We start from the raw sequence: 24,907 nt of genomic DNA on the forward strand, positions 1-24,907 counted from the left end.
GATCAGGTTGAAAAAGGCTCATTGGTGGTTCTATGGTCTGCAGGGTCAACCGCCGTGTTCCGGCCAGCGATCGTGGCGAAGGTCGGCATGCCAAGGTTGACGGCGGCCTGACGACGCTGAATGGCGCCATCAACCTGGGCTAGCTTCTCCTTGGCCGCGGCAAGGCTGACGCGAAGTCCGTCGGCTTCGCCGAGCCAGCCTTCACGTTCCGCTTCTGCGATGCGAGTAGTGAGCTTGTTGCGAATCTCGATCAGGCATTGCCGCTGTTCAGGATCAACGCGAAGGAGCGGACAGCGGACGCAGCTGTGCTCGTGAATGCAGTTGGTGCCGTATGCGCGTCCGCAGTCGCCGAGGGCAAGGCGGCGACGCTCGAAGGCGCGGTGGCCTGCGAGGACCGTCACGCCCTGTGACGCAGGCGGAGTCGGCCCAACGCACGCTCGTAGCCGATGACAGTGCGTCAAGCGTTGTCGGCGTGCGGCCAGATGTCAGCGTTAGAGCGGGTTTTGGTAGACCACTCGATACGTCAACTGCTGATTGCTGCTGTTTGTGGACAATATTTCCACGACGACATATCTATCCGCGTCGGTCTCTACGCGAATCATTGTGTCTCTAGCAAGTGCAATGTCTTTCACCCACGGTATGCATCCGCGCCGTGCCGCACAGGGCTGTCGGCCAGTGCCACTTGCGATATCCGTCGGTCGCGCCGTCGGGTAGGCGACACATACGAACCGCAGCGGGTTACGGACGGACCAAGTCAGTAACCGTCCACCGAGAAGCGGAGCCGTCATGCATCGACCTGCACCTCGTCCCAGCCGCCGTACCACCGCGGCTGCCCCCCTCCCCGTCGCCGTGTCTCCGGTTCGTCGAGTCCATCACCGAAGAGCGGCAGGAACGGCCGTCGCGGTCGGGGTCGCAGCGCTACTGGCTGCCGCCGGACCGTCGGGCACGGCCCAGGCCACACCGGCTGAGGCCCAGCCGGCCACGACTCAGCGGGTCAGTGTGTCCCACTCCGGCCTGCAGGCAGCCGACAGCAGCTACGGCCACAGCATCAGCGCAGACGGACGCTACGTCGTTTTCGGCTCAAACGATTCCACTCTGGTTCCCGGCGACACGAACGGCATCGGCGACCTGTTCGTCCGGGACCTGCAGGCCGGCCCCACCACCCGGATCAACGTGTCGAGTACGGGCGCTCAAAGCGACGCAACCGCCGGCAACGGGGCGATCAGCGGGAACGGTCGCTACGTCGCCTTCGCTTCGTCGGATTCACACTTGGTCCCAGGGGACACCAACAGCGCCGCTGATGTCTTCGTCCGCGACCTGTGGTCCGGCACCATCACCAGAGTTAGCGTGTCCAGCTCCGGCGGGCAGGGCAGCGCCGACAGCCTCGTTCCGGTGATCACCGCGGATGGCCGCTACGTCGCGTTCAGCTCGTACGCGTCGAATCTGGTACCTGATGACAGCAACGGCGATCGGCTCGACGCGTTCGTGCGAGACCTGCGAACCGGGACCACCAGCATGGTCAGTGTGTCGGACGCCGGTGCCGGCGGTGACCACGAGACCGGCGCCGCCGCGATCAGCGCGGACGGCCGCTATGTCACCCTCGTCTCGGAGGCCTCGAATTTGGCGCCCGGCGACACCAACCACACCTACGACGTCTTGCTCCGGGACCGCACGGCCGGAACCACCCGCCTGGTCAGCGTCTCCAGCACCGGCGCCCGGGCCAACGGCGGCAGCTCCAACGCAGCCATGGCACCGAACGGGCGGTACGTGGCGTTCATGTCGCACGCCACCAACCTGACACCCGGCGACACCAACCAGGCCACCGACATCTTCGTCCGGGATCTGAAAACCGGCACCACCCGCCTGATAAGCACCTCGGTCGGCCGCTCGGCCAACGGCGACAGCCGACAACCAGTGATCAGCAACGACGGGCGCTACGTGGCGTTCACCTCCCACGCGTCGAACCTGACGCCGGGCGACACCAACAACGCCACCGACATCTACCTACGGGACCGGCTCACGTCGGCCACCACTCGGATCAGTATCGGCCGCCGCGGCGCCGATACCAACGGCTGGAGCGCCGGACCGGCGATCAGCGCCGACGGACGGTACATCGCGTACACATCCTTGGCCTCCAACCTCATACCCGGTGACACCAACGACACCTACGACGTCTTCGTCCGCGACCGGGGTGCCCCAGCCGACCCCCGGTAACCGTGACCCCAGACGGCGCGCTGACCCTACGTGACCTCAACCAGTCGCAAATACCGCACTGTCATCAAGACCTGCAAGGGCTTCCGGCCACGGTCATGACATGTGACCGTGGCCGGACCGCCGTCCTCCTAATCCGCTGCTTGCATCGGTAAGGCGAGAAGGGGCTTCTAGTCTGATGCGTGAGCGCCTTGCGGTGGAGGTAGCCTGCGGCTGTGACCAGCGATGATGTGAAACCGAGCCGGGTTCTTGGCGGGTTGTGTGGCGGGCGTTGCGGTGGGACATGTCGACGATCCCCGCTATGCCTCGTTGACGTGGCAGACCGCCGACCGCAACGTCCGCAACAGCTGGCTGTTGGTCGTCTTCGCCGTCGGTCTCACGGTCCAGGTCATTCTGGTCGTCGTGCGCCTGGTGCGCGGTGACGAGTGGTCGAACACCGTCGCAACCGCCGCAACCGCCATGTGCTTTGCGGTCGGTCTCGGGTTCCTCTGGGTGGCCCGCCGGCGCAGCAAGCGCTACCTGGAGCGCAACGGAGCACCTCCCCAGTCGGGGAGCGGGCAGTGACGGCGAAGATCCGTCCGATTCAAGCCCGCCGGCAGACCCGAGAGTAGGTTTCGTCAGTGGATCAACTGTCCTGGCTGTTCATAGCGGCGGCCGTCATCGGCATCGCCCCTGCCATCTACGGCGTCATCATGTGGTCAACGGGTCGCATGTCGCCACGGGACCGGCACCATTTCCCCACGGCCGCAAGAGCCGGCCGGTACTACGTGTGCGGCGGACTCGCCGTGGTGGCGTTGTCATCAGCGGCGCTACTGAGCCGCCGTGATCATGTGTGGTGGAGTCTCGTGGTCCTCGCGGTGGCGATGACTCTGAGCGCTTTGGCGTTTCTTCGCTACCGGCCTCGCCCACCCGCCGCAGGTTGACAGGCGGCTCATACCTGAGATTGCTAGGACGGCAGATGCCAGGCCAGCTGCCAACCGATGGTCACCGCATCATCAAGTGCGATGGCTTTCCCAAGCTAGGGGTCCCGCCGAGGTAGGCGGGTAACTCTGCGTGCGTGTTCGAGCGCCTCTGTGAGGTTGTGCGTGTGCAGAGCGAGTCGCTGGATGTTTGCGATTGCCACTTCGAGGTTCGCGGCGAGGGTTCTCGTTGTCGCGGCGTAGGCGGGTGTTCTCTTGCCGCAGGCTCGTCAGGGTGGTGCTGTCGACGGCGCTGCATGCTGCTTGGTCTGTTGCTGGACTGGTCGCCAGTTCGATGCAGATCGCGGGGAACCGGCGGCGCAGGGTGGTGTTTGCCATTCCGAGGCGCTGGGCGAGGACGAGGACGCTGGGTCGGCGGCCGGTGGCGGCATTCTCCTCGCGTAGTGCGTTCAGTGCGGTGCGGACGTCGGCTTCGGTGATCGTGGATGGCTTCGCGACTGCCTCAGCGAGCCAGAACCGCTGGTAGCCCCCGGCGCCGCGACCCAAGGGAACGTCGAACACCGTCAACGCCGCCTGCTCCGACAGCCGCAGCCCAGTGCGAACCATCAAATCGCAGAACGCGCTGTTGCGCCGAGCCCACCGGCCGCGGAACCCTGCCCCCGGCAACCCCTCGGAGATGAAGCCCCGCACCCCGACGTCGCGCCACCGCCGATACGCCTCCGGCGGCAGCCACTGCACCGCTCCCGCGCCGCATCATGCGAATACGTCGCCGGCCGCTACTCATCCCACATCCGGGCCCCTGCCCACCCCGCACCAAACCCGGCCGGTCGGCGCGTCACCTGCGGCACGGGGTTGCGCTGCACTTGGCCGCGGCGCACCGCCCATCGATAGAACCGGTTGACCGCCGCGACCTCCCGGTCCCAGGTCGCCCCAGCCACCCGAGGCCCGTCGGGGTCCCGGCGACGCCACACCAGATAGGCAAGATGATCGTCCTCGGAAGCGTCCCGCCACGAACGCCGGTCACGAGCCGACCAGAGGAACGACAAGAACGCCGCCACGTTCCGCGCATACCCCGACTGCGTCGTGGCCGCTGCCGCACGCATCGTCGGCTCCCGAAAGAAGCCGTTGAGGACCACGTCGAATCCAAACGACGGCGACACCAGGAACGGCGTCCCCGGCTCAACACCAGACTCCGCCAGCCACCCCGGCCAGGCCGCACAAAACTGCGCCATCCCCGGCAACGGTGACGACGGCACAGGCAACTCAGCGCGCGTGAACCGCACACGCCACACAGGATCCGACACGGCCGTGATCATGCCGGTCACTGACCGGGTATGCACAAGGCCTGGTCGTGAAGGACCTTGACGGCCTGTACCGGCCGGGCCGGGTGGTGGAAGCTCAAGCGGCGCGTCACCACCGAGGCGATCATCGGCGGGATCATCGGGGCGGTCGACGACCCACGGGTGCCGCTGCTCGACCGCGTCGACGACCGGGGCGGCTGCGCTACCTGGCGCGGACCGTGCCGCTCACGCTGAGCCAACGACAGGAGATCGGTCGGACGCTCCCTGCGGCCGGCGATGCGCCCGTGGCCGCAGCCACTGCCGGCGGCCTGGAGCGGCCAGCTCGATTGGCGCGAGCCGCAGCCCTACGTGCAGGTCGCGCCGCTGCTGGTGGTCGAGATCGTGGTCGACCAGGCGTATGAGCGAGGGCGGTACCGCCACCCAGTTCGGCATCTTCGCTTACGCGCTGACCTTGATCCGGCCGACCTGGAACGGTGGCGGCCGTAGGCGAGCCCGCCGACGCCGGCGAACAGGTCGACTCAGTGCGTCGAAGTCACCGCGCTCGGCGAGTCGACCGGCGGCGTGAGAGTCGCCGGCGTCAGCGCGGGCGCGCAATGCCTCGAAGTCACCGCGCTCGGCTAACACGTCGACCAGCCGGTGAGCGGCCCAAGACTCACCAGCATCGGCGCAAGGCGCGCAGCGCGGCGGTATCGCCGCGCTCAACCAACAGCTGACCGACAGCTCGTTCAGCCGGAAGGTGGCTGGCGGCTGCACGCCCGGGAGTCGCGTTAAAGAAACTTTAAAGAACGCTTGCTCAGCGTCATGAACTCCTGCCACATCATTGCTCGTATATCTCGGCACAAGCAGTACCGAGACGAAGAGGAGCCGTGCATGTATCGACGCGGAGTCAGCAGCCGGACGCGCAAGCTGGTGATTGGAGGTGCCGCCGCAGCACTGCTCGGCTCGGCGCTCGCGGTCGGCACGGGGATGAGCCAGGCCGCCGAACAGAGCAACGCCGCAGCCAGCTCCGGTAACATCAACGCTTTGGTGCCGGCGCTGGGTTTCGGCCCGGGCAATCCGAACGCGACGGCCGACCGCGTGGGCCCTACCGGGGTAAAAGTTCCCGGTCGCTGCCCACCCACTCAAGCCCAAGTGAACGCGCAGGTAGCGCTCAAGAATGCGAACCTTCCGAGTGGAACGGACCTTGAAAGCCGCATCCAACGTTTCGAAAAGACCTTGTCGGCGATTCAAGACTTGAAATGCCCCGCATCTTCCACGACTTTGCTGGGCCGCTTGAATTCCTTGACCGCGCTGCGCGGAAACGCGAACCGCGATAACATCCTGCGTGGTTTTGGTTTGAACGAAACGCCAGCAGATAACGCCGCCGCCACAGGATCCGGTGACGCGGCCGCGGGTGGAGCGACGGGGAACGCCGGAGCCAGCTCCGATAACACTAACGCTTTGGTGCCGGCGCTGGGTTTCGGCCCGGGCAATCCGAACGCGACGGCCGACCGCGTGGGCCCTACCGGGGTAAAAGTTCCCGGTCGCTGCCCACCCACTCAAGCCCAAGTGAACGCGCAGGTAGCGCTCAAGAATGCGAACCTTCCGAGTGGAACGGACCTTGAAAGCCGCATCCAACGTTTCGAAAAAACCTTGTCGGCGATTCAAGACTTGAAATGCCCCGCATCTTCCACGACTTTGCTGGGCCGCTTGAATTCCTTGACCGCGCTGCGCGGAAACGCGAACCGCGATAACATCCTGCGTGGTTTGGGTTTGAACGAAACGCCAGCCGGATAAAGCCGCGGGGAATGCGGCGCCGCAAAACGCGCCAGCGAAACAAGCGGCTCGCAGAGCGGCGCCGCGGACAACGGCAACCTGATCCTTCGCGGATCCTGATCCACCGCACGGAACCGCCTCACCGGAGGCCCTCGCACCACGGGGGTCTCCGGCGCGTCCGTGTGTGGGCCATGCGCGCGGTGATCTTCGGCTACTTCGGCACGCTGACCGACCCCGGCGCTGAGGAGTATCGCGAGCCCCTCGCGCACCGCACCGGCGGGCTGCTCGGCGGCTGCCGGCCACGGTTCTGGGAGGCGCTTGCCGGGAGCTTCGGCGAGCGCTCCGCGTCGCTGTATGGCTACGTCAGCAGCAAAGATGAGATGTATGACCTGATGGTCGACTGGGTCGACGGCGAGGACGGGCCGCCTCCAGCACCGAGCGGTAACTTGCGCAGCGACTTGTTCGGACTGGCCCACCGCATCCGCCGGTCCATCCTGCGGCATCCCTGGATGACCAGCGTCGCCGCAGGCCGGCCCAACTTCGGGCCGAACTCGCTGGCGTGGCACGAATACGGCTTGGCCGTCATGGACGACCGCGGGCTGACCATCGGCGAAATGCTCGTCGCCAACGAGATCCTGCAATCGTTCGTCCGTGGCTTCACCACCCGCGAGTTGGCCGAGCAGCAGGCCCTGCAAAGGGCCGGCCTCGACGCCGACGCATGGGGACGAGCGATGCGGCCGTACACCGAGGCGATCGAAAAAAGCGGCCGGTACCCGCGGTTCACCCGGGTCGTGCGAGACCCGCACCTTCCACCCGCGCCTGACCGGCACGAACTGGCGAAACGGCTCCCGTTGAATGTCGGCGGGGGCCGTTGCATGCGTGCCCCCGCAGGCGGGCGTGCCGTACTGCACCCACCGGCCGGGCTCGAGCCACGATCCGTAGGTCACCACCCGTGCGTGGTCGACGCGCGTCGCATGGGTCGCGTGCCACCTGTTGGCCAGGCCGCGGCCGTTGCCGCCGGGGCCGCGTTCGCCGCTCACGAGCGCTTCCACCGGGCGTCGGTGTGCCCAGCTGCTCCTCGATCTCGGTGGGCTCCAGGTGCACCGGGATACCGGCCGGTTGCCGACCTTGATCAGGAAGTTTCCTCGGCCGATCAGGACCTCTTCGCCGTCGGCGCCGGCCGACCAGGCCGGTGGTGCCGCCCAGGACAGCACCTCGCGGCGTTCGGCCTGCGACAGCGGCCGGACCCGGGACGCGGCGTCGAGTTCCAGGTCCGAGCAGGCGCCGATCATCATCACCGCGCATCGGTCGGCGAAGCTGCGGGCCTTGGCCCGGTCCTCAGTGCCCGTCCGGAAACCGGTTCAGGTGTGGTGATGGCGTGCGAGTCGGCGGGTCATGACGATGATCATTGACCATTGGACGATGGCGGCGTGGTGCTCGGCTCGGCGTTCGTAGTCGCGGACGGTGCGCCGGCATCGGCTGATCCAGGACAGGGTTCTTTCCACGACCCAACGCCGCGGCAGGACTTGGAAGCCGATCTGTCCGGCGAGTTTCGCGACGATCTGCACGGTGACGCCGAGCCTGGCGGCGTAGTCGGTCAGCGTGCCGCTGTAGCCGCTGTCGGCCCAGGTCATCGTGATGTGGCGGCAGAACATGCGGACGGCCCAGATCAGTGCGGGTCCGGCTTGACGGTCCTGGACTGAAGCGGCGCTGACCGCGACGACGAGCAGCATGCCGATGGTATCGACAGCGATGTGGCGTTTACGACCGTTAATTTTCTTGCCGGCGTCGTAGCCGCGGCTGGCCCGGGCCACGGTCTCCGCGGCGCGCACCGATTGCGAGTCGATGATTGCCGCGGTCGGCTCCCGGTCTTTGCCTGCGGCGGCTCTGGCCTGGTCCCGTAGCCGGTTGTGGACGTGGTTGACGGTACCGTCGGTGCTCCAGCGGGCGTGATAGTCGTAGACGGTCTGCCAGGGCGGGAAATCGGCGGGCAAGGCCCGCCAGACGCAGCCGTTGTGAGCGAGGTAGCGGATGGCGTCGACGATGTCGCGGCGTGCGTGCACCGGCCGGCGTCCGCCTCGGCGGGTCGGGTGTCCGGTAGGGATGAGCGGCGCGATGACCTGCCATTCCGCGTCGGTGGTATCTGACGGGTAGCGGCGGGCTCGCAGCGTGGGCAGATGCTCGGTGGACATGGTGGGGGTCGGGCATGCGCCGGCTCCGCCGACCAGGTAGAACGTCATATAGGGCCTTGAGGGATCGAGCGTGTTCGGTGTGGTTACCTGCGCTTCTACCTCAAGGCCCTACCTATGTCACCGAGACGCGCCGTACCGCAAACCCAACGACAGCCTCAGTTTCCAGACGGGCACTCAGGGTCGGGCAGCGCTTCCGGGTCGGCGAGGCTGTGGTTGATGAACGCGGTGCCGGTGCCCTTGGGCCGGTTGAGGCGGGTGAGGGCGTCGATGCGGTCGGCCATGCCGTGCCCGACGCGTAGCGCCCGCCATAGGCACAAGGTGAGCAGCGTCACCACTGATTCACGGCCCGGGCTGCCCGAATGGCAGCCGACGGTGGCCAGTGTCAGGGGGTATCAGCGTGTCTAGAGCACGCATAGACACGCAAGCGTCCACAAGGGACATGGAAAAAGCTCCGATCAGAGCATAAAGCCTGGTCGGAGCTATGATCACAAGTGCGCCGCGTAGGACTTGAACCTACAACCCGCGGATTAAGAGTCCGCTGCTCTGCCAGTTGAGCTAGCGGCGCTCGCTGACAACGCAGAAACATTAACACGGGCTTCCCGGGAGCCTGAAATCGGCACCCCCGCATGATCGTCCGGGCGAGTCCCACCGTCGGGGTGAACCCTCGCGTTGCGCGGGTAGGGCAGGATGTGCCCGCGGAACGTGGGATCGAGGATCAAGGATGGTCAGCATGCGGCGCTCACTAGTGGCGGTTGTGGCGTTGGTGGTGGTCACGCCGCTGGCACTGGCTGCTTGCGGTGGTGACGAGGACAAGCCCACCCCGGCTGCCTGGGTCGGCACCTCGCCCTCCGTGGCTCCTTCCGGCGGTGTGCCCGAGTCCGGGGTCGCCGAGTCCGGCCAGACCGGGGGCACCTCGGCCGTCTCGCTCACTGTGACGCCTGCCACGGGCAAGAAGAACGTCCCGGTCAGCGCGGAGATCGGTTTTAAGGTCTCCGGCGGCAAGGTGACGACCGTCGCACTCAAGGATGCGTCCGGCAAGGCCGTCGCCGGGGCGCTGCGCGACGACGGTTCGGCCTGGGTGCCGAGCAAGCCCCTCAAGACCAGCAAGAAGTACGACGCCACGGTCACCGCCGTCGACAGCGCCGGTGTCACCAAGACCGCCAGCACCTCCTTCACCACCATGGGCAAGCCGGGCAAGCGGACCGGCACCGGCCTCTACCTCTTCGACGACCGCACCTACGGCGTGGCCATGCCGGTCGTGGTCGAGTTCAGCCCCGGCATCAAGAAGAAGGACCGCGCCGCCGTCCAGAAGCGGATGTTCGTCAAGACCTCGCCCGAGCAGCCCGGCGCCTGGTCCTGGACCGCCAGCGGTACGCAGGCCTACTACCGCGCGCCCAACTACTGGAAGACCGGCACCGAGCTCTCGGTGCGCATCGCCGTCGGCGGTCATCCGACCGGTGGTGGCCGGTACGGCGACCAGGACCGCGGCGCCACTGCCAAGATCGGCCGCAGCCTCGTCATGAAGGTCGACAACAAGACCAAGAAGATGACCGTGGTGCAGGACGGCAAGACGCTCCGCACGCTGCCGGTCAGCCTGGGCAAGAAGAGCACCCCGTCCTCCAGCGGCACCATGGTCATCATGGAGAAGAAGGCCGCCACCGTCTTCGACACCACGGCTGAGCTGGGCCCGGACGAGGGGTACCGCACCGAGATCGAGTACGCCCAGCGCATCACCTGGAGCGGCCAGTACGTCCACTCCGCGCCCTGGTCGGTCGGTTCCCAGGGCCGCCGGAACGTGTCACACGGCTGTGTCAACGTGTCCCCGTCGAACGCCCGCTGGCTGTTCGACAAGACCCTGATCGGTGATCCGATCACCGTTCGGGGTACGGAGGACAAGCTCGACGCCGGCAACGGCTGGACGGCGTGGGACATGAGCTGGAAGGAATTCATCAAGGGCAGCGCGCTGCCGGTGCCGGCCGAGCTGGCCGCTCAGGAAGGCGCCTGAAGCTTGAAGCGTAAAGTGGGTTCGGTCGCTTGAATCCCGGCCGCGACGCCGCTCTCCAGGCGTCGCGGCACGAAACCGGGATTGGTGGCCCGGCATTCATGGGGGAGGATGGGCGCCGGGACGACAGCGCGGTGAGAGGGATCATGGGACTTCGTGGAGAACGGTCGGGGGCGCAGACGCTCCGGATGACCAGCCGGGCCGGGCGACGGCCGTGGCAGGTCGCCGTGGCGGCGCTGGCCACCGCGACTGTGCTGGTCACTGCCGGTTGCAGCGGTGACAAGGCCGAGACCCCCTCGTGGCAGGGCGGCGCCCCGGGCGACGGTGCCGCGGCTTCGGGTGCCCCGTCGCCGCAGCCCACGCTGAGCACGGTAGCGGTGACCTCGCCCGCGGCCGACGCCAAGGACGTCGAGGCGGCCACCGAGATCAAATACGACTCCGAGGACGCCGAGAACACCTCCGTCGAGGTCAAGGACGCCGACGGCGCCGAGGTCAAGGGCACGCTCGACAAGGACAAGAAGGTCTTCACGCCGGCCAAGGCGCTCGGCTGGGGCAAGACCTACACGGTGACGGTCAACGGCACTCCTTCGGGTGACAAGGGCGGCACCACGACCAGCACGTTCACGGTGATGAAGAAGCCGTCGAAGCTGGTCCGGGTGACGAGCTTCCTCGGCGACGGGAACGTCGTCGGCGTCGGCATGCCGATGATCGTCCGGTTCGGCCGTTCCGTGCCGGAGAAGTACCGCGACGACGTCCAGCGCCGCATGACGGTGAAGGCGACGCCGGCCCAGGAAGGCATCTGGCACTGGACCAGTCCCACCGAGGTGCACTACCGCCCGAAGACGTACTGGAAGGCGTACACCAAGATCTTCTACAGCGTGCAGCTCGCCGGGGTGCCGATGGGTGACGGCTGGTACGGCCGCTCCGACCTGACGGTGGACCTCAAGGTCGGCCGCTCGTTCGTGATGACGGTCTCCAACAAGACCAAGAAGATGACCGTCAAGCAGGACGGCAAGGTCGTCAAGACCATCCCGGTCAGCCTGGGCAAGAAGAAGACCCCTTCGTCCAGCGGCACGATGGTCGTGATCGAGAAGAAGGAACACACCGTCTTCGACACGACCGACGAACTGCCCGAGGGCGAGGGCTACCGCACGAAGATCGACTACGCGCAGCGGATCACCTGGAGCGGCCAGTTCATCCACGCCGCGCCGTGGTCCGAGGGCGTGCAGGGCAAGCAGAACGTCTCGCACGGCTGCGTCAACGTCTCCATGGCCAACGGCAAGTGGCTGTTCTCCCGCACGATGCTCGGCGACCCGATCACGGTCAGCGGCACCGAGGAGAAGCTGAGGAACGGCAACGGCTGGACCGACTGGAACATGAGCTGGGAAGACTACAAGAAGGGCAGCGCCCTCTAGGCGCGCTCTGCCCACCGCGTGCCGCGGGCCGGTCGGTTTCCGACCGGCCTGCGGGCTGTTTCCCGCCGGGTACGCCGTCAGCGGCCTTACGCTGAGTCCGTGCCAAGATCACTGTCCGCTTTCACGCTGTGCGTCCTGATCGCCGGCAGCCTGCTTGCCGCCGGCACGGTCGTCGGCTGCTCGAGCCCGTCGGCCGAGCCGGTCCCGGCACCGCTCGCATCCCCGTCCCCGGCACCCGCCGCCTCGGCCGCTCCGGTCGACGAGCCGCCCGGCGCGATCGCCTGCGACAAGGCCGTCCGCGCCGTCAGCGAGGCCTCCCTGATGAATCCCGGGGTGGTCGCCGACATCACAGCCGCCTCAGGCACGGCGGACGCCCCGGTGGCCGACGCGGCGCAGACCCTCTCGACCGCCTACACCAGGGCGGTCGCCGCACACGGCACCGACGCGGAACCGGACGCGGTGGCAGCAGTCAGCGCGGCAGCAGCGGAACTCGTCGCGATCTGCGGCGACTCGGGCCTGGAAACGGTCGGCTGACCCCGCCGTGACGGCCGCCAGGCCGGGAGGAGCGCCGCGACGGCCCCCGCGTTTCCATCGTGGGGCTACCGTGACGCGGGTGACCGTCGAGGAGATCTGCGCGACCTATCTCGACCTGGCCGACCGGCATGCGCCCGGCCTGGTCCGCGGCCTCTACCTGCAGGGGTCGGTCGCGCTCGGGGACTACCGGCCCGGGGTCAGCGATATCGATTTCGTCGCGGTCGTTTCCCGTACGCCGGACCTGCCCGCGCTGCAAGCCGTGCACGCCGACCTGCGGAGAGCACACCGCAAGCCGTACTTCGACGGTCTGTACGTCACCGCCGAGGACCTCCGGCGGGATCCGGCCACGTGCCCGCCCGGTCCTGCCGTGCACGAGTGGCGGGTCGAGCACCGGTCTCGTTTCGAGCGCCATCTCGTCACCTGGCATGTGCTCGCCCAGAGCGGGGTCGCGGTCCGGGGTCCCGCCGTGGCGGAGCTCGGCGTCCACACCGACTGGCCGGCGCTGGCCGAGGGCACCCGGGACAATCTCGCGGGTTACTGGACCCGCTGGCGTGCCGTCACCGCACGTGGCCCGATCGGCTTCAGCGCCTGGGCGACCGCCTGGGGTGTCCTCGGCGCCGTCCGGCTGCGGCACACGCTCGCCGCCGGGCGGGTCACCGCCAAGACCGAGGCCGCCGGTTATGCCCTGCGGACCTACGACGAGCGCTGGCACCGGGTGATCCGGGAGGCCCTGCGCGTCCGGGTCGGCGGACCGGCGCTGTATCGCAGTCCGGTGCGCCGGCACGCCGACATGATGGGCCTGTTGCGGGTCGTGCTGGACGGCTGAGACCGGCTCAGACGACGCTCGCGTGGGCCGCGATGATGCGCCAGCCGTGCTCGTCGTCGTGCACCCACGTCCGCGTGTAGCGCATCCGGGCCTCGAACGGCGTGCCGTCGATGCTGCCGCGCAGGCCGCCGAGGAACCAGGTGATCCCGGTGCGCCCGGCGACCAGCACGGTCAGTTCCTCCTCGTGCAGGGCGTCGATCACCTGGGTGCCGGCACGGTGCACGCGGAGGTCGTCCTGTTTGCCGTAGAGCGCACCGTCGGGCCCGGTGAAGATCAGCCTGTCGTCGAGCAGTTCGTCCAGCGCGGGCACGTCCGACGCCAGCTGGGCGGCCTGCAGGCGGCGTTCCGCCGCGCGTAACTCCTTCTCGTCCACCGGCCACCTCCTGCCACCGACGCTAGGCGATGGCCGGCGCCCGGCGGGACGGGGGGATCACTTCGGCTGGACCAGCCAGTTCCAGGCGCGGCGCAGACCGTCGGTGAAGGAGTCGTCGTCGCCGGCCTTGGCCATTGTTTCCTCGGTGGGCTCGTGCAGGTCCGTCGCGGGGACCGCCACGATGACGCCGTGCTCGAAGAGGCCGTCGATCTGGGTCGCGGCGGCGTACCGGTGACCGTCCGCCGTCTTCACGACCAGGCCCTGGAAGATCTCGTCCCGATCGTCGGAGAGAACGTGCGCGACCGTGCCGACCTTGTCGCCCGCGCGGTCGTAGACCGGCGTGCCGTCGGCGAGGACGAGGAACGACTGCGGGGCTCCGAGGTCTTCGGGAGCAGTGTTGTCCGACATGGTCATGCTGGTACCCCGCGGGGATGCGCGGTAACCGGCGCTCAGTCGCCCGGCGGGAGCAGCGCCACTTCGCGGTAGAAGCGGTCGATCGTGCGGACCGTCGCCTCGAACTCGTCGAGCCCGAACGGCTTGGTCACGTACGCGTTCGCCCGGTGCTGGTAGCTCGACGCGATGTCCGGCGCCGCGCCCGAGGTGGTCAGGATGACCACCGGGATGGTCTTCAGTCGCTCGTCGGATTTGATCGCCGCGAGCGTCTCGCGGCCGTCCATGCGCGGCATGTTGAGGTCCAGCAGGATCAGATCCGGGCGCTGGGCGTCCTCGTACGGCGCCGTGCGCAGCAGATAGTCGAGCGCTTCCCGCCCGTCCGCCACCCGGTTGACCGTCGTCTGCTGCTCGGAGCCCTCGAGCGCCTCCGAGATCATCAGGGCGTCGGCATCGTCGTCATCAACGACGAGGATCTCGAGACTCCGCACCGCTACCCCCTTGTTTGCAGTTCGGCAAGCATAGGGGGTGCCGGTGTCCGTGACCACCGGCCCTCGTGACCGATACCCAGCTGTGCCTGGGCGTTGTCACCCCCGGACGCGTCGAGGTGCTGCGCGAGGCCGGTGACCATCGCGCCGAGGTCGCCGCCGAGCAGCGTCACCGACGCGACGACGATCACGATGATGAGGCCGATGAGCAGGGCATACTCGACAACGGCGGCCCGGGTTGGGCGCCGATGAGGGTGCGTGGCGGACAACGGTCTCCTCCGGCGGTACGCGACCTGGCGCCGTCTGTATCGGTGCCGCCGGGATCCACTTAAGGGTTCAGGGCAGCTCAGTGAACCACCCGGCGACCTGCTCGGGTGCCACGTCGAAACCGGTGGCGCGGGCGCCCGCCCAGTTCACGCCGACCAGCAGGCCGTCACTGCGCAGGCCGGGCAGCCAGCTGTCCAGCCAGTCGTCCACCGGGATCTCCACCACGTCGAACCCCCGGTACGCCGGCACCGCGCCGACCACGCGCTCGGCCCGCGAGGATTTGGACCAGAACGGCATGGCGCGCCGGCCGGCCTCGTCCGCCGGGGCCGGGTGACCCGCGGCGTCCCGGATCGACCAGACCCGGCCCTCCCGGGGGACCTCGCGGCGGAACGCCGCCGAATGGGCCGCACTGAGCGACATGCCGTCTCCCTCTGTCGGTAACCGTCCCTATCGTCGCGTATCGGAGCTTTATCGGTGATTTGAACGGTTAAATCAAGCGAGCAGGCCCAGGCGGTGCACGAGCTTGTCGATCCGGTTGCGCGGCCCGACCAAGCTGATCGCGTGGTACGCCAGCTGGGCGCCGGGAGTCTCCCCGACCTGGCGCAGGTACTCGTCGTAGACCCGGGTGGCCTGGCCCTGGACCGGCATGTCGGCGACGAAGACGCCCAGCGACCCGGCCGCCCGCGTACGGATCTCGGTGAGCCGGGCGACCGGAGCGCCCAGCACCGTGCAGCCCGCCCAGGGCAGGCCCGGGTGTACGGAGCCGTCGGCGTCCTTGGCGTCGGGCCCGAGCAGCCCGGTCACGGCGGCTGTCGTGGCGGACGCGACACAGACGGCCGCGTTGGTGGCGCGCCCGGCCGGCAGCGCCTCATCGACGACGATCACCCACTTGAGCCGGGCGGAGCGGGTCGGCTCGTCGGTACGGATCTCCTCGGGCTCGAAGCCCACCTGATTAACGCCGTTCATAGTGGGAGACGGTAGGCATTTGCGCGGGAGGCTGACAAGGAATCCGTATTTAATCCGGCTACACTGCGGCAATGGCGCACCTGGACGAACTTGATACGGCATTGCTGCGGGAACTGCAGGTTGATGCACGGCGCACCAACCGCGACATCGCCGCCGCGGTCGGGGTCTCGCCGACCACGGCGCTGGACCGCACCCGGGCGCTGCGCGAGCGGGGCGTGATCCGGGGTGCCAGCCTCACCGTCGACCTGGCCGCGATCGGCCGCCCGGTGCAGGCACTGATCGCGGTCCGGATCCGCCCGCCGTCGCGGCAGAACATCGAGGCCTTCCGGAACTGGGCGGCGGCTCTGCCCGACACGCTGGGCGTCTTCGTCACCACCGGCTCGGAGGACTTTCTGATCCACGTGGCGGTGCCGGACAACGAGAGCCTCTATGCCTTCGTCATCGACCGGCTCACCGGGCACGCGCACGTGGCGGACGTACGGACCTCGGTGGTCTACGAGCACCTGCGCAACGACCGGATCAGCCCCGTCGCCCCCTGAGCCGGTGCCCCCTAGGGTCGGGGCATGCGGATCAGAGAGGCGACAGAGCAGGACTGGCCCCGGATCTACCCGTTCTGGTCGCAGATCGTGGAGGCCGGCGAGACGTACGCGTACCCGCTCGGGCTCGGCCCGGACGAGGCGCGGGCCCTGTGGATGGAGCAGCCGCCCGGTCTGACCGTGGTGGCGGTGGAGGGCGACGAGGTCCTGGGTTCGGCCAAGATGGGGCCCAACCGGCCGGGCCGCGGCGCGCACGTCGCCACGGGGAGTTTCATGGTCGACCCGCGCCGGCACGGCCGTGGCGTGGGCCGGGCGCTGGGCGAGTACGTCGTGGAATGGGCCCGGCGCAGCGGCTACCACAGCATCCAGTTCAACGCGGTGGTGCAGGTCAATGCCGCTGCGGTGCACCTGTGGCAGTCCCTGGGATTCGTGATCATCGGAACGGTTCCCGAGGCATTCGATCATCAGTCGAAAGGACTAGTGGGCCTCCACGTAATGGTTAAAAAGCTATGAATCGTCCCGAAACGCCCCCAAATCCCGTAGTAGACGGCAAATCGCCCATAACCTGATCCACGTCAGGCCAGCCCTCGGCCTGACAACGAACTAGTTTCGGAGGAAATGGGATGAACAAGTCTCGGCGTATCGGAGCCCTCGTGGCCGCCACCGTCGCTTCGGTTGGCATGTCGTCGCTGGTGGCGCCCACCGCTGCGGAAGCGGCACCGCGGGGACCGCAGCCCGTCTCCAACTTCGTGCAGCGCGTGCGGGCCAACGTGGACACCTGGGTCAGCATCCGCTGGCAGACGGACCGCCGCATCTGTGACGCTCAGGTCTTCGTGAACGGCCGGCGTGTCGACGTGGACTACCCGCGCAACGCCCGCTCGACGTCCTTCTCGCGGGGCGACTCGCTGCGCCCGGGGCGCACCGACTTCACGGCCTTCCGGGTGAACGCGGACTTCAACCGCTCCGGCGTGGCGCTGCTGCGCGCGACCATCGTGTACGACAACTGCGGCCGCTTCGACCGCCCCGTGCGCAAGACGTTCGGGATCGCCATGCCGGTCGTCGCGTTCCGCCCGGGCAACGGCGGCCCGATCGGTGGCGGTAACCACGGTGGCGGCAACGGTGGTCACCAGGGTGGCAACAACGGTGGTCACCAGGGTGGCAACAACGGTGGTCACCAGGGTGGCAACAACGGTGGTCACCAGGGCGGCCACAAGGGCGGCACCACGGGCGGGCAGCGCTGACGTCCGGTTCACTGAAGTAACGCGCGGGCGGCCGGACGGCCGGCCCGCGCGTTTCCTCTTCCCGGTTCGATTACGCGCGGCCGGCGGGGGCGGCCGGCCGCGCGTAAGTCCTCATCCCTCAGCGGGTCGCCATGATCAGCGCGGCCGGGTCGGTGCAGACCAGCTCCAGCGCCCGGGCCACCACGGCCGGGTCGTACGTCGAGGCGTGGAACGTCGCCTCCAGGTGGAGCACCCCGCCCATCTCGGACGTGGTGAGCGTGATGCCCTCCGGACCGTTCAGCGTCGGCACGCTCTGGTTCACCCGCCCGGCGGCGTCGACCGCCCAGGGCAGATCGGCGAGCACGTCGTGCCGGCCCTGGTTGCTGAAGGTCAGCCGCGGCCGCGGCTCCATCGCCACCTGCGACGGGTACGGGTCCGGCAGGGCCGGCGCGCCGGTCACCGCGATCTTGCCCTCGCGCAGCAGCATCATGGTCAGGATCCGGCCGGTGGCCAGCTCCGCCTTGAGCGTCGTGTGGATCGCCTGCGGGTCGGTCAGGCTCGGCGGGCTCAGGTACGGGCCCATGCAGAAGTTGCTGTCGATGCTGACCCCCTGGTCCACGTAGCGCCGGGCGTCGGCCAGGAAGGTGCCGCCGGACAGGTCCGGGTTCAGGCCCAGCTCGCGCAGCGCCGCGGTGAACGCCGCGAACGTGATCGCCGAGGTGGTGACGCCGGGCGCGTGCTGGTCACGCCAGGTGCGCATCTTGCCCAGCACCTCCGCCGAGCGGGTGGTCTCCACCGTCAGCCCCGGCGTCCAGGGCCGCGTCGGCACCTCCGGCAGGTGCGGCGGCCGCGCGAAACTCAGCCCCTGCTTCCACCGGCCCGGCTTGGTGCCGAACTGCTTCCACCAGGCCTTGGGCAGCGCCCACCGGTGCCGGACGGACGGGGCGATGTGCGCGGCACGTTCCTCGCCGGCCGCCCGGATCAGCTCCCGGAGCAGCGTGTTCACCGGACCCGCGTCGCCGTACGCGTGCGCCACCTTCATCGCCACGTACCCGCCGCCGGCCAGGATCCGCACCGGGTGGTGACCGCGCGGCTCGGCCTGCAGCTCGCGGGTCATCGCGTCGAAGTCGGCCGGCCCGTCACCGAGGTCGGTGACCGCCTCCCGCACATAGGCGGCGAACGTGGGCGCGTCCATGTGCAGCCACTGGGCGCCGGAGCGGTCGAGGCGCGACACCGCCCGGTGGGCCGGGTCGGCCGCGTGCAGGCCGATCAGGGCGGTCCGCAACCGCTCGGCGGTCACCCCGGTCAGCGGGCCGACGGTACGGATGTACTCCAGCGGCAGCCAGGCGCGCTCGCGCAGAGTCAGGCTGGTGGTGGACATGATGTTCTCCTCGAGGGGCGGACGGGCGAAGACGACCCGCAGCACGGTCGGCGCGACGAGCACCATCTCGGCTGCCATCACCACCGCCACCCAGGTGACGAGTTCGGTGAGGCTGCCGCGGCTGCCGCCGTACCAGGCGGCGACGAGCTCGGTGACGCCGGCGAAGACCGAGAAGATGCCGGCGCCCCGGACGCGGCCCTGCACCCGGGAGATCGCCAGGAAGAAGTGGTGGAACACGAACGGCACGTAGGTCAGGGCCAGGATCATCAGCGCGGTGCCCGCCGACTCGGCGTAGCTCGGCCCGAACAGGCCCATGATCGGCTTGGCGAAGAAGACCACGATCAGCGAGACCGGCAGGCCGCCCCCGAGGCAGATGAGCAGGCCCATCCGCACCTTGGAGCGCAGGGCGGCCTTGTCGCCGCTGGCCACCGCGAACAGTGTCAGCGCCACGTTGCCCGGCACCATCGCCAGGAACGACAGCACCATGAACGCGGTGTAGAAGGACGCGTTCGCCTCGGCCGACAGCACCGCGGTGACGACCAGGGGCAGCGCCGCGCGGGGCAGGTAGGTGGCCAGGTTGAGCAGGTTGTGGTCGAACGTCGCCCGGCCCCGGCCCCGCAGCAGGGACACGCGGGGGCGTACCGAATCCACCATGCCCTTGCGCCGCAGCGTGCGGCCCAGGATCACCACCGAGAGCACCATGCCGGCGATCCAGGTGAGCAGCAGTTCGCCGCCGGTCAGGGTGAGTGGCAGGACGGCGAGCACGCCCAGCAGGACCAGCTTCACCACGGAGAACCAGGCGTTGCGCATCAGCTGCAACGGCCCCTGCAGGAGCCCGACCAGGGCCTCGTCCAGGACCAGGGTCATCGCGTTGAGCGCGACGCCGAAAACCAGCAGCACGGTGGCGGCCGTGCTGCCGAGCGCGTTCTGCAGGCCGGGGACGGCCAGGTGGGCGAGCGCGACGTAGCTCAGCCCGCCCAGGGTCGCGGCGCTGCCGGCGACCAGCAGGCACGTGGAGATCAGTTCCCACTTGCGGCCGCGCAGCGCGGGCAGGTCGGAGATGAGCATGGTGCCCATGCCGAACATGCCGATCGTGCCGATCAGCGTCATCGCGGACACGGCCGCGGACGCCTGGCCGACGGCCTCGGCGGGTGCGGTACGGGCGGCCAGCCACCAGTACGCGAAGCCGAACAGAGAGGTGATCGCGGTCGTGGCCATCAGCGAACCGGCGTTCAGGAACAGGTCCAGATGCCCGCGCAGCACGGTGACCAGGCCACCACGGCCAGGGCCCTCCGGTCCGGCATCCAGGCTCTCCGGCACGACCTCGGTGACCGTACTTTCCACTACTACCGCCCCCAGTGCAGTGATCGAAACCAAACGGTAGTTACCCGGAGTATTCGACTGCCACGGCAGAGTGGTGCACACTCCGCATACTGTCCGGAGTGGAGACCGGGCGGACCGGGGGACGGGTCCGGGACCGTTCGGTGGATCTTTGATGCGGCTGGGACCTCAGGCGTTATGCCTGGTCACAGCCGTAACGTCCGATGCCCCGTGGGTGAGCCGGGACACGGTCGGGAGCTATTCCTCCCAGACCGGTACGGAGGGTAGACCCCGCTCGGCCCGGGCCGCGTCGGTGAGCTCCTGGATCAGCTCGGTCTTACCCCGCGTGTACGCGTCACCCGGCCCGAACTTGGCCATCAGTTCGCGCTTGAGGGCGGCGTACCGGTCCCGGTCGGCGGGATGGGTGAGCAGATGGTCGCGCAGCAGCCGCTCGTTGCGCACCGGCCAGCTCTCCGCGGTGACGACGTGCAGGTGGTACGCCGTGCTGTCGTAGTCCTCCCGCCGGTAGAAGAGGCGCTGCGGCATGTCGGTGGCCACCTTGCGGTAGCCGAACGTCGCCAGCGCACTGGTGTTGACGTCGTCGAGATCCTCGAGACCGGCCATCAGGTCGATCACCGGCTTGGCCGGCAGCCCGGGCACGGCGGTGCTGCCGACGTGCTCGACCGTCAGGAACAGCGGTGCCAGCACGACGCAGGCCTGCCGGCCCAGCTCGGCCCACCGCGGGTCCGGTTCCGCGATCGTCACAGCCAACCCACCTTCTTCAAACGCCGGTGCAGGAGCACCGCGGCCCCGGCCATCAGCAGCAGCACGCCCGCGTAGCCGTACTTCCAGCGCAGCTCGGGCATGACATCGAAGTTCATCCCGTAGATGCCGGCGATGGCGGTCTGCACGGCGGCGATCGCGGCCCACGAGGCGATCTTGCGCATGTCGTTGTTCTGGTCCACCGACACCTGCGCCAGCCGGGCCTGCAGGATCGAGTTCAGCAGGTCGTCGAAACCGGCCACCCGGTCCACCGCCCGGTTCAGCCGCCCCCGCACGTCGACCAGGTACGGGTACAGCCCCGCCGGCACGACGTCGCGGTCGAGCAGCCGCTGCAACGGCTCCTGCAACGGCAACACCGCCCGCTTGAACTCCACCATCTCGCGTTTGAGCTGGTAGATGTGGGCGATTTCGGGCGGCCGGCTGGCGGAGAAGGAGACTTCCTCCAGCGCCTCGAGGTCGTGTTCCACGTGCGCGGCGACCTCCAGGTAGAGGTCGACCATCCGGCTGCTGACCGCGTACGCGACCGCCCACGGACCCTCGGCCAGCAGGGCGGGCCGCTGCTCCAGCTCCTCGCGGACCGGCCGCAGCGCGCCCGCGGCCCCGTGCCGCACGGTGATGACGAAGCGGTCCCCGATCAGCACGGTGACATCGCCGGTGTCCACCACCTCGGAGCTCTCGGTCAGCTCCTCGTGCTCGACGTACCGCGCGGTGCGCAGCACCAGCCGGGTGACCTCCCCGATCACCTCGGCGGCGGGCCGGTGCCCGGCCTCGGCGGCCTGCGCGGCGGTGAGCTCGTGCAGGCCGAAGGCCCGGGCGATCGCGGCCATCGTGGGCTCGTCGGGCTCGTGCAACCCGAGCCACACGAAGGCGTCCTTCTGCCGCTGCGCCTGGCGGACGGCGTGGGCGTAGTGCATGGCTCCGGGCCGGCGCGAACCTTCGTGATAGACGGCACAGTCGACGACCGCGTCGGGATTGCGGCGCTGGGGCTCCGGCTCGGCGGGCACCGGACGGGCCAGTCCCTCGAGGAGCCGGCCGAGCGTACGCGGAAGGGAGCGCGTTTCGCGCCGCCGCAATCCGAACATCCGCGGTTCCCCCATCGCTCGCCGGCCGTCCGGGGATGACGGTAGCGGTTGACCGCCCGCCCGTGCCGCACCGTCTGCCCGTGCCGGGTTCGCACCCCCGCGGGCCGGGCCGGCTCGTCCGGCCCGGCCGATGCGGATCAGGCCGAGCGTTGCATCGCCCGGGTTCCGACCAGCAGGCCGAACGCGCCTACCGCCACTGCCGCGATCGCGCCGGTGACGGTCGTCGACGCCCAGACGTCGCCCGCGAACAGAGCCCGCTCCGCCTCGACCACGTAGGTCAGCGGATTCCACCGCGACAGCGCCTGCAGCCAGCCGGGCCCGGCCTCGACCGGCAACAGCATCCCCGCGAGCAGCAGCAGCGGGAACAGCAGCGTCTGCTGCACGGTCCAGAACAGCCACTCCTGGTTCTTCGCCGCCAGCGCCAGCGTGTACGACAGCGAGCCGAGCCCCAGGCAGAAGACCGACAGGATGACCAGGCCCAGCAACGTGCCGGCCAGGTGCAGATCGAAGCCGAACGGCAGGCAGAGCGCCACGATCACCGCCGCCTGCACGACGACCGGCACGATCTCCTTGAGTGCACGCCCGATCAGCAGGGCCGGCCGGCGCAGCGGGGTGACCAGCATCCGCTCGTGGGATCCGGTCTGGATCTCGAAGAGCAGGTTGGAACCGGTCATCGAGGTGCCGAACAGGCAGGACATCACCACGATGCCGGGCACGAACCACTGCAGGCTCAGGTCGTCGGGCAGCAGCGGCGCGAAGAGGCCGAGGAAGACCAACGGCTGGACCATTGCGAAGACGACGGAGAACGGGTTGCGCAGGACCGGCCGCAGCTCACGGCTGAACACCACGCCGGTATCGGTGACGAGATTGGTCATGACTCAGACCTCCACGAGTGCGGGTTCGGTGTCCTCGGTATCGCCGGCGGACCGGGCGGCGCCGCCCTCGCGCAGGCTGCGTCCGGTCAGCTGGAGAAAGACGTCGTCGAGCGTGGCCCGCCTGACCTCGACCTCGGCCGGAGGCAGCCCCCAGGCGCGCAGGTCGTCGAGCAGCCCGGTGACCAGACGGGGAGCGCCCGGGACGGAGATGGTCAGCTCGGTACCGGACCGGTGGAATTTGTGCGGGACGCGGGACGCGACCGCCGCGGCGTCGCTCTCGTGCGCGAAGCCCAGGATGATCCGGTCACCGACGTGCTCGTCCTTGAGGCGGGCCGGGGTGTCGTCGGCGATGATCCGGCCGTGGTCGATCACGATGACCCGTTCGGCCATCGCGTCCGCCTCGTCGAGATAGTGGGTGGTCAGCACGATCGTGGTGCCGTACCGCTCGCGCAGCTCGACGATGTGCTGCTGCAGGTTCGCGCGGTTCTGCGGGTCCAGCCCGGTCGACGGCTCGTCGAGGAAGAGCAGCTCGGGAGCGTGGATCAGGCCCATCGCGATGTCGAGCCGGCGGCGCTGACCGCCGGAGAGCGTCGACACGGTCCGGTCGGCGACCGCGCCGAGGTCGAGCGACTCGATCAGCTCGGCGGCCCGCCGCCGGGCCTCGGTGACCTTCATCCCGTACGCGCGGCCCTGGCTGATCAGCTCGTCCCGGCCGCGCTGGCTGTGCGCGGCGCCGTTGCCCTGGCCGATGTAGCCGATGCGGTAGCGCACCTCGCGCTGGGCGCGCACCACGTCGTGGCCGGCGACCTTCGCGGTGCCCGAGGTCGGCGGGATGAGGGTGGTGAGCATGCGCAGGGTGGTCGACTTGCCGGCGCCGTTCGGGCCGAGCAGCGCGACCAGCTCGCCCGGGGCGACGGTGAGGTTGATCCCGCGCACCGCCTGCACGTCCTTGAAATGCCTGGTCAGCTCGTGTGTCTCAATCATGGGCACGACGCTAGGGTGAGATGCGGCCACTTCCTGACCGCAATCAAACGGAGACTGGCGGTATGGCGAACACGAGTGCCCGGATGCTGCGACTGCTCTCCCTGTTGCAGACCCACCGCTACTGGCCCGGCACCGAGCTGGCGGACCGGCTCGAGGTCAGCCCGCGCACCCTGCGCCGCGACGTCGACCGGCTGCGCGAGCTGGGCTACCCCGTCGATGCGGCCCGCGGCGTCGCCGGCGGCTATCAGCTGCAGGCGGGCGCGGCGGTGCCACCGCTGCTGCTGGACGACGAGGAGGCGGTCGCCATCGCGGTCGGGCTGCGCACCGCGGCCGCGGGCGCGGTGGCGGGCTTCGAGGAGACCTCGGTGCGTGCCCTGGCGAAGGTCATCCAGCTGCTCCCGCCCCGGCTGCGTAAGCGCATCGACGCGTTGCAGGCGGCGACCGCGCCCGGTGTCCTCGGCGGCGGTCCCACCCTGGACGCGGCGACCCTGACGACGATCGCGCTCGCCTGCCGCGGCGAGGAGCGGCTGCGCTTCGCCTACACGCCCCGGGAAGGCGACGGATCGTCACGCTATGTCGAGCCGCACCGCCTGGTCTCGCTCGGCCGCCGCTGGTATCTGGTGGCCTGGGACCTCGACCGCGGTGACTGGCGCAGCTTCCGGATCGACCGGCTGACCGGGCCGCAGCTCACCGGCGCCCGCTTCCGCCCGCGGGAGATCCCGGGCGGCGATCCGGTGGCCTGGATGCGCAGCCGGCTGGCTGCGGTGCCGACCCGCTACGACGTGTCGGTGGTCGTCGGCCGGCCCGCGCCGGACGTGCAGAAATTCGTGGGGCAGTGGGGCACGGTGGAGCCGGTGTCGGCGGCCAGCTCCCGGCTGCGGATGAACGTGGACGACCTCAGCTGGCCGGTCATGGTGCTGGGGATGCTGGGCGCCGACTTCACCGTCGAGTCGCCTCCGGAACTGCGCGATCAGGCCCGCGCAGCAGGCGAAACGCTGCTGCGCGGGGCCGATCGTTAGCTGGACGGATCGGCGCCCCCGTGGCGCCGATCCGCACGAGAAACCTATCGACCGGGTACGACAGTTT

At 69.1% G+C, this 24,907-nt stretch carries 28 protein-coding genes and 1 tRNA gene; 13 read left to right on the forward strand and 16 right to left on the reverse strand.

Annotation, left to right across the window (positions count from 1 at the left end; all coding sequences use genetic code 11):
* Positions 1-2: 2 nt before the first annotated feature.
* Positions 3-401: a hypothetical protein gene (locus Aau02nite_RS18210; RefSeq protein WP_212989653.1), complete on the reverse strand. Its 399-nt coding sequence runs from the start codon at positions 399-401 to the stop codon at positions 3-5.
* Between the two features lie 598 nt (positions 402-999).
* Here Aau02nite_RS18210 and Aau02nite_RS18215 point away from each other — a divergent pair.
* Together Aau02nite_RS18215 and Aau02nite_RS18220 are read left to right on the forward strand one after the other, a co-directional pair.
* Entirely contained in the window at positions 1,000-2,214 is a 1,215-nt protein-coding gene (locus Aau02nite_RS18215) for a TolB family protein (protein ID WP_212989654.1), read from the forward strand.
* Positions 2,215-2,520: 306 nt separating this feature from the next.
* Complete coding sequence (locus tag Aau02nite_RS18220; protein WP_212989655.1) at positions 2,521-2,775, forward strand: hypothetical protein; 255 nt, start codon at positions 2,521-2,523, stop codon at positions 2,773-2,775.
* A gap of 1,132 nt (positions 2,776-3,907) precedes the next feature.
* On the opposite strand, the gene Aau02nite_RS18225 is transcribed toward Aau02nite_RS18220, so the two are convergent.
* Positions 3,908-4,447 (reverse strand): site-specific integrase, encoded by a 540-nt coding sequence (locus Aau02nite_RS18225; RefSeq protein WP_246595263.1) that lies wholly within the window; start codon positions 4,445-4,447, stop codon positions 3,908-3,910.
* A 45-nt stretch (positions 4,448-4,492) separates the two neighbouring features.
* Between Aau02nite_RS18225 and Aau02nite_RS18230 the strand changes: the two genes are divergently transcribed.
* From Aau02nite_RS18230 to Aau02nite_RS18240, 3 genes are all read left to right on the forward strand, one after another.
* Positions 4,493-4,666 (forward strand): hypothetical protein, encoded by a 174-nt coding sequence (locus Aau02nite_RS18230; protein ID WP_212989657.1) that lies wholly within the window; start codon positions 4,493-4,495, stop codon positions 4,664-4,666.
* A 636-nt stretch (positions 4,667-5,302) separates the two neighbouring features.
* Positions 5,303-6,208: a hypothetical protein gene (locus tag Aau02nite_RS18235; RefSeq protein WP_246595246.1), complete on the forward strand. Its 906-nt coding sequence runs from the start codon at positions 5,303-5,305 to the stop codon at positions 6,206-6,208.
* Between the two features lie 170 nt (positions 6,209-6,378).
* Positions 6,379-7,599, forward strand: coding sequence for a TetR/AcrR family transcriptional regulator C-terminal domain-containing protein (locus Aau02nite_RS18240; protein WP_212989659.1), 1,221 nt, complete (start codon positions 6,379-6,381; stop codon positions 7,597-7,599).
* On the opposite strand, the gene Aau02nite_RS18245 is transcribed toward Aau02nite_RS18240, so the two are convergent.
* From Aau02nite_RS18245 to Aau02nite_RS18255, 3 genes are all read right to left on the reverse strand, one after another.
* Entirely contained in the window at positions 7,549-8,427 is an 879-nt protein-coding gene (locus tag Aau02nite_RS18245; RefSeq protein WP_212989660.1) for an IS5 family transposase, read from the reverse strand. The two genes, Aau02nite_RS18240 and Aau02nite_RS18245, sit on opposite strands and share 51 nt — an antisense overlap.
* Positions 8,428-8,534: 107 nt before the next feature.
* Positions 8,535-8,711: a hypothetical protein gene (locus Aau02nite_RS18250; RefSeq protein WP_212989661.1), complete on the reverse strand. Its 177-nt coding sequence runs from the start codon at positions 8,709-8,711 to the stop codon at positions 8,535-8,537.
* Between the two features lie 160 nt (positions 8,712-8,871).
* Positions 8,872-8,944, reverse strand: a tRNA-Lys gene (locus Aau02nite_RS18255).
* A gap of 156 nt (positions 8,945-9,100) precedes the next feature.
* On the opposite strand from Aau02nite_RS18255, the gene Aau02nite_RS18260 reads away from it, so the two are divergent.
* From Aau02nite_RS18260 to Aau02nite_RS18275, 4 genes are all read left to right on the forward strand, one after another.
* Positions 9,101-10,384: a L,D-transpeptidase gene (locus Aau02nite_RS18260; protein WP_212989662.1), complete on the forward strand. Its 1,284-nt coding sequence runs from the start codon at positions 9,101-9,103 to the stop codon at positions 10,382-10,384.
* 143 nt (positions 10,385-10,527) lie between these two features.
* On the forward strand, positions 10,528-11,796 hold the full coding sequence (locus Aau02nite_RS18265) for a L,D-transpeptidase (protein WP_246595247.1): 1,269 nt from the start codon (positions 10,528-10,530) through the stop codon (positions 11,794-11,796).
* A 99-nt stretch (positions 11,797-11,895) separates the two neighbouring features.
* A complete protein-coding gene (locus Aau02nite_RS18270) occupies positions 11,896-12,330 on the forward strand; it encodes a hypothetical protein (RefSeq protein WP_246595248.1) in 435 nt (144 codons plus the stop codon).
* A gap of 79 nt (positions 12,331-12,409) precedes the next feature.
* Positions 12,410-13,156 (forward strand): nucleotidyltransferase domain-containing protein, encoded by a 747-nt coding sequence (locus Aau02nite_RS18275; RefSeq protein WP_212989663.1) that lies wholly within the window; start codon positions 12,410-12,412, stop codon positions 13,154-13,156.
* 7 nt (positions 13,157-13,163) lie between these two features.
* On the opposite strand, the gene Aau02nite_RS18280 is transcribed toward Aau02nite_RS18275, so the two are convergent.
* The 6 genes from Aau02nite_RS18280 to Aau02nite_RS18305 all read right to left on the reverse strand — a co-directional run bounded on the left by Aau02nite_RS18280 (position 13,164) and on the right by Aau02nite_RS18305 (position 15,640).
* On the reverse strand, positions 13,164-13,529 hold the full coding sequence (locus tag Aau02nite_RS18280; protein WP_212989664.1) for a nuclear transport factor 2 family protein: 366 nt from the start codon (positions 13,527-13,529) through the stop codon (positions 13,164-13,166).
* A gap of 57 nt (positions 13,530-13,586) precedes the next feature.
* Complete coding sequence (locus Aau02nite_RS18285; RefSeq protein WP_246595249.1) at positions 13,587-13,943, reverse strand: PRC-barrel domain-containing protein; 357 nt, start codon at positions 13,941-13,943, stop codon at positions 13,587-13,589.
* A 35-nt stretch (positions 13,944-13,978) separates the two neighbouring features.
* On the reverse strand, positions 13,979-14,410 hold the full coding sequence (locus Aau02nite_RS18290) for a response regulator (protein WP_212989665.1): 432 nt from the start codon (positions 14,408-14,410) through the stop codon (positions 13,979-13,981).
* A 2-nt stretch (positions 14,411-14,412) separates the two neighbouring features.
* Entirely contained in the window at positions 14,413-14,676 is a 264-nt protein-coding gene (locus Aau02nite_RS18295; RefSeq protein ID WP_212989666.1) for a Flp family type IVb pilin, read from the reverse strand.
* 67 nt (positions 14,677-14,743) lie between these two features.
* Positions 14,744-15,094 carry a DUF2750 domain-containing protein gene (locus Aau02nite_RS18300; protein WP_212989667.1) on the reverse strand — a complete coding sequence of 117 codons (351 nt, stop codon included), beginning with the start codon at positions 15,092-15,094 and terminating at the stop codon, positions 14,744-14,746.
* 72 nt (positions 15,095-15,166) lie between these two features.
* Entirely contained in the window at positions 15,167-15,640 is a 474-nt protein-coding gene (locus Aau02nite_RS18305; RefSeq protein WP_212989668.1) for a DUF2000 domain-containing protein, read from the reverse strand.
* A 71-nt stretch (positions 15,641-15,711) separates the two neighbouring features.
* Between Aau02nite_RS18305 and Aau02nite_RS18310 the strand changes: the two genes are divergently transcribed.
* The 3 genes from Aau02nite_RS18310 to Aau02nite_RS18320 all read left to right on the forward strand — a co-directional run bounded on the left by Aau02nite_RS18310 (position 15,712) and on the right by Aau02nite_RS18320 (position 17,417).
* The gene (locus Aau02nite_RS18310; RefSeq protein ID WP_246595250.1) at positions 15,712-16,179 is read left to right on the forward strand and encodes an Lrp/AsnC family transcriptional regulator; all 468 of its coding nucleotides are present in this window, start codon (positions 15,712-15,714) and stop codon (positions 16,177-16,179) included.
* Between the two features lie 24 nt (positions 16,180-16,203).
* Entirely contained in the window at positions 16,204-16,689 is a 486-nt protein-coding gene (locus Aau02nite_RS18315; RefSeq protein ID WP_212989669.1) for a GNAT family N-acetyltransferase, read from the forward strand.
* Positions 16,690-16,799: 110 nt separating this feature from the next.
* Positions 16,800-17,417, forward strand: coding sequence for a hypothetical protein (locus Aau02nite_RS18320; RefSeq protein ID WP_212989670.1), 618 nt, complete (start codon positions 16,800-16,802; stop codon positions 17,415-17,417).
* A gap of 118 nt (positions 17,418-17,535) precedes the next feature.
* On the opposite strand, the gene Aau02nite_RS18325 is transcribed toward Aau02nite_RS18320, so the two are convergent.
* The 5 genes from Aau02nite_RS18325 to Aau02nite_RS18345 all read right to left on the reverse strand — a co-directional run bounded on the left by Aau02nite_RS18325 (position 17,536) and on the right by Aau02nite_RS18345 (position 23,821).
* Positions 17,536-20,121, reverse strand: a complete 2,586-nt coding sequence (locus Aau02nite_RS18325) for a lipopolysaccharide biosynthesis protein (protein WP_212989671.1) — start codon at positions 20,119-20,121, stop codon at positions 17,536-17,538.
* Between the two features lie 234 nt (positions 20,122-20,355).
* The gene (locus tag Aau02nite_RS18330) at positions 20,356-20,862 is read right to left on the reverse strand and encodes a GrpB family protein (protein ID WP_212989672.1); all 507 of its coding nucleotides are present in this window, start codon (positions 20,860-20,862) and stop codon (positions 20,356-20,358) included.
* On the reverse strand, positions 20,859-21,962 hold the full coding sequence (locus Aau02nite_RS18335; RefSeq protein WP_212989673.1) for a magnesium and cobalt transport protein CorA: 1,104 nt from the start codon (positions 21,960-21,962) through the stop codon (positions 20,859-20,861). The genes Aau02nite_RS18330 and Aau02nite_RS18335 overlap by 4 nt, the downstream gene beginning before the upstream one ends.
* Before the next feature lie 137 nt (positions 21,963-22,099).
* The gene (locus Aau02nite_RS18340) at positions 22,100-22,837 is read right to left on the reverse strand and encodes an ABC transporter permease (RefSeq protein ID WP_212989674.1); all 738 of its coding nucleotides are present in this window, start codon (positions 22,835-22,837) and stop codon (positions 22,100-22,102) included.
* Between the two features lie 3 nt (positions 22,838-22,840).
* Positions 22,841-23,821, reverse strand: coding sequence for an ABC transporter ATP-binding protein (locus tag Aau02nite_RS18345; RefSeq protein ID WP_212989675.1), 981 nt, complete (start codon positions 23,819-23,821; stop codon positions 22,841-22,843).
* A gap of 62 nt (positions 23,822-23,883) precedes the next feature.
* Between Aau02nite_RS18345 and Aau02nite_RS18350 the strand changes: the two genes are divergently transcribed.
* Entirely contained in the window at positions 23,884-24,840 is a 957-nt protein-coding gene (locus tag Aau02nite_RS18350; RefSeq protein WP_246595251.1) for a helix-turn-helix transcriptional regulator, read from the forward strand.
* Positions 24,841-24,907: the final 67 nt, after the last annotated feature.

It is taken from the genome of Actinoplanes auranticolor, from assembly GCF_018332655.1.
GTDB lineage: Bacteria > Actinomycetota > Actinomycetes > Mycobacteriales > Micromonosporaceae > Actinoplanes > Actinoplanes auranticolor.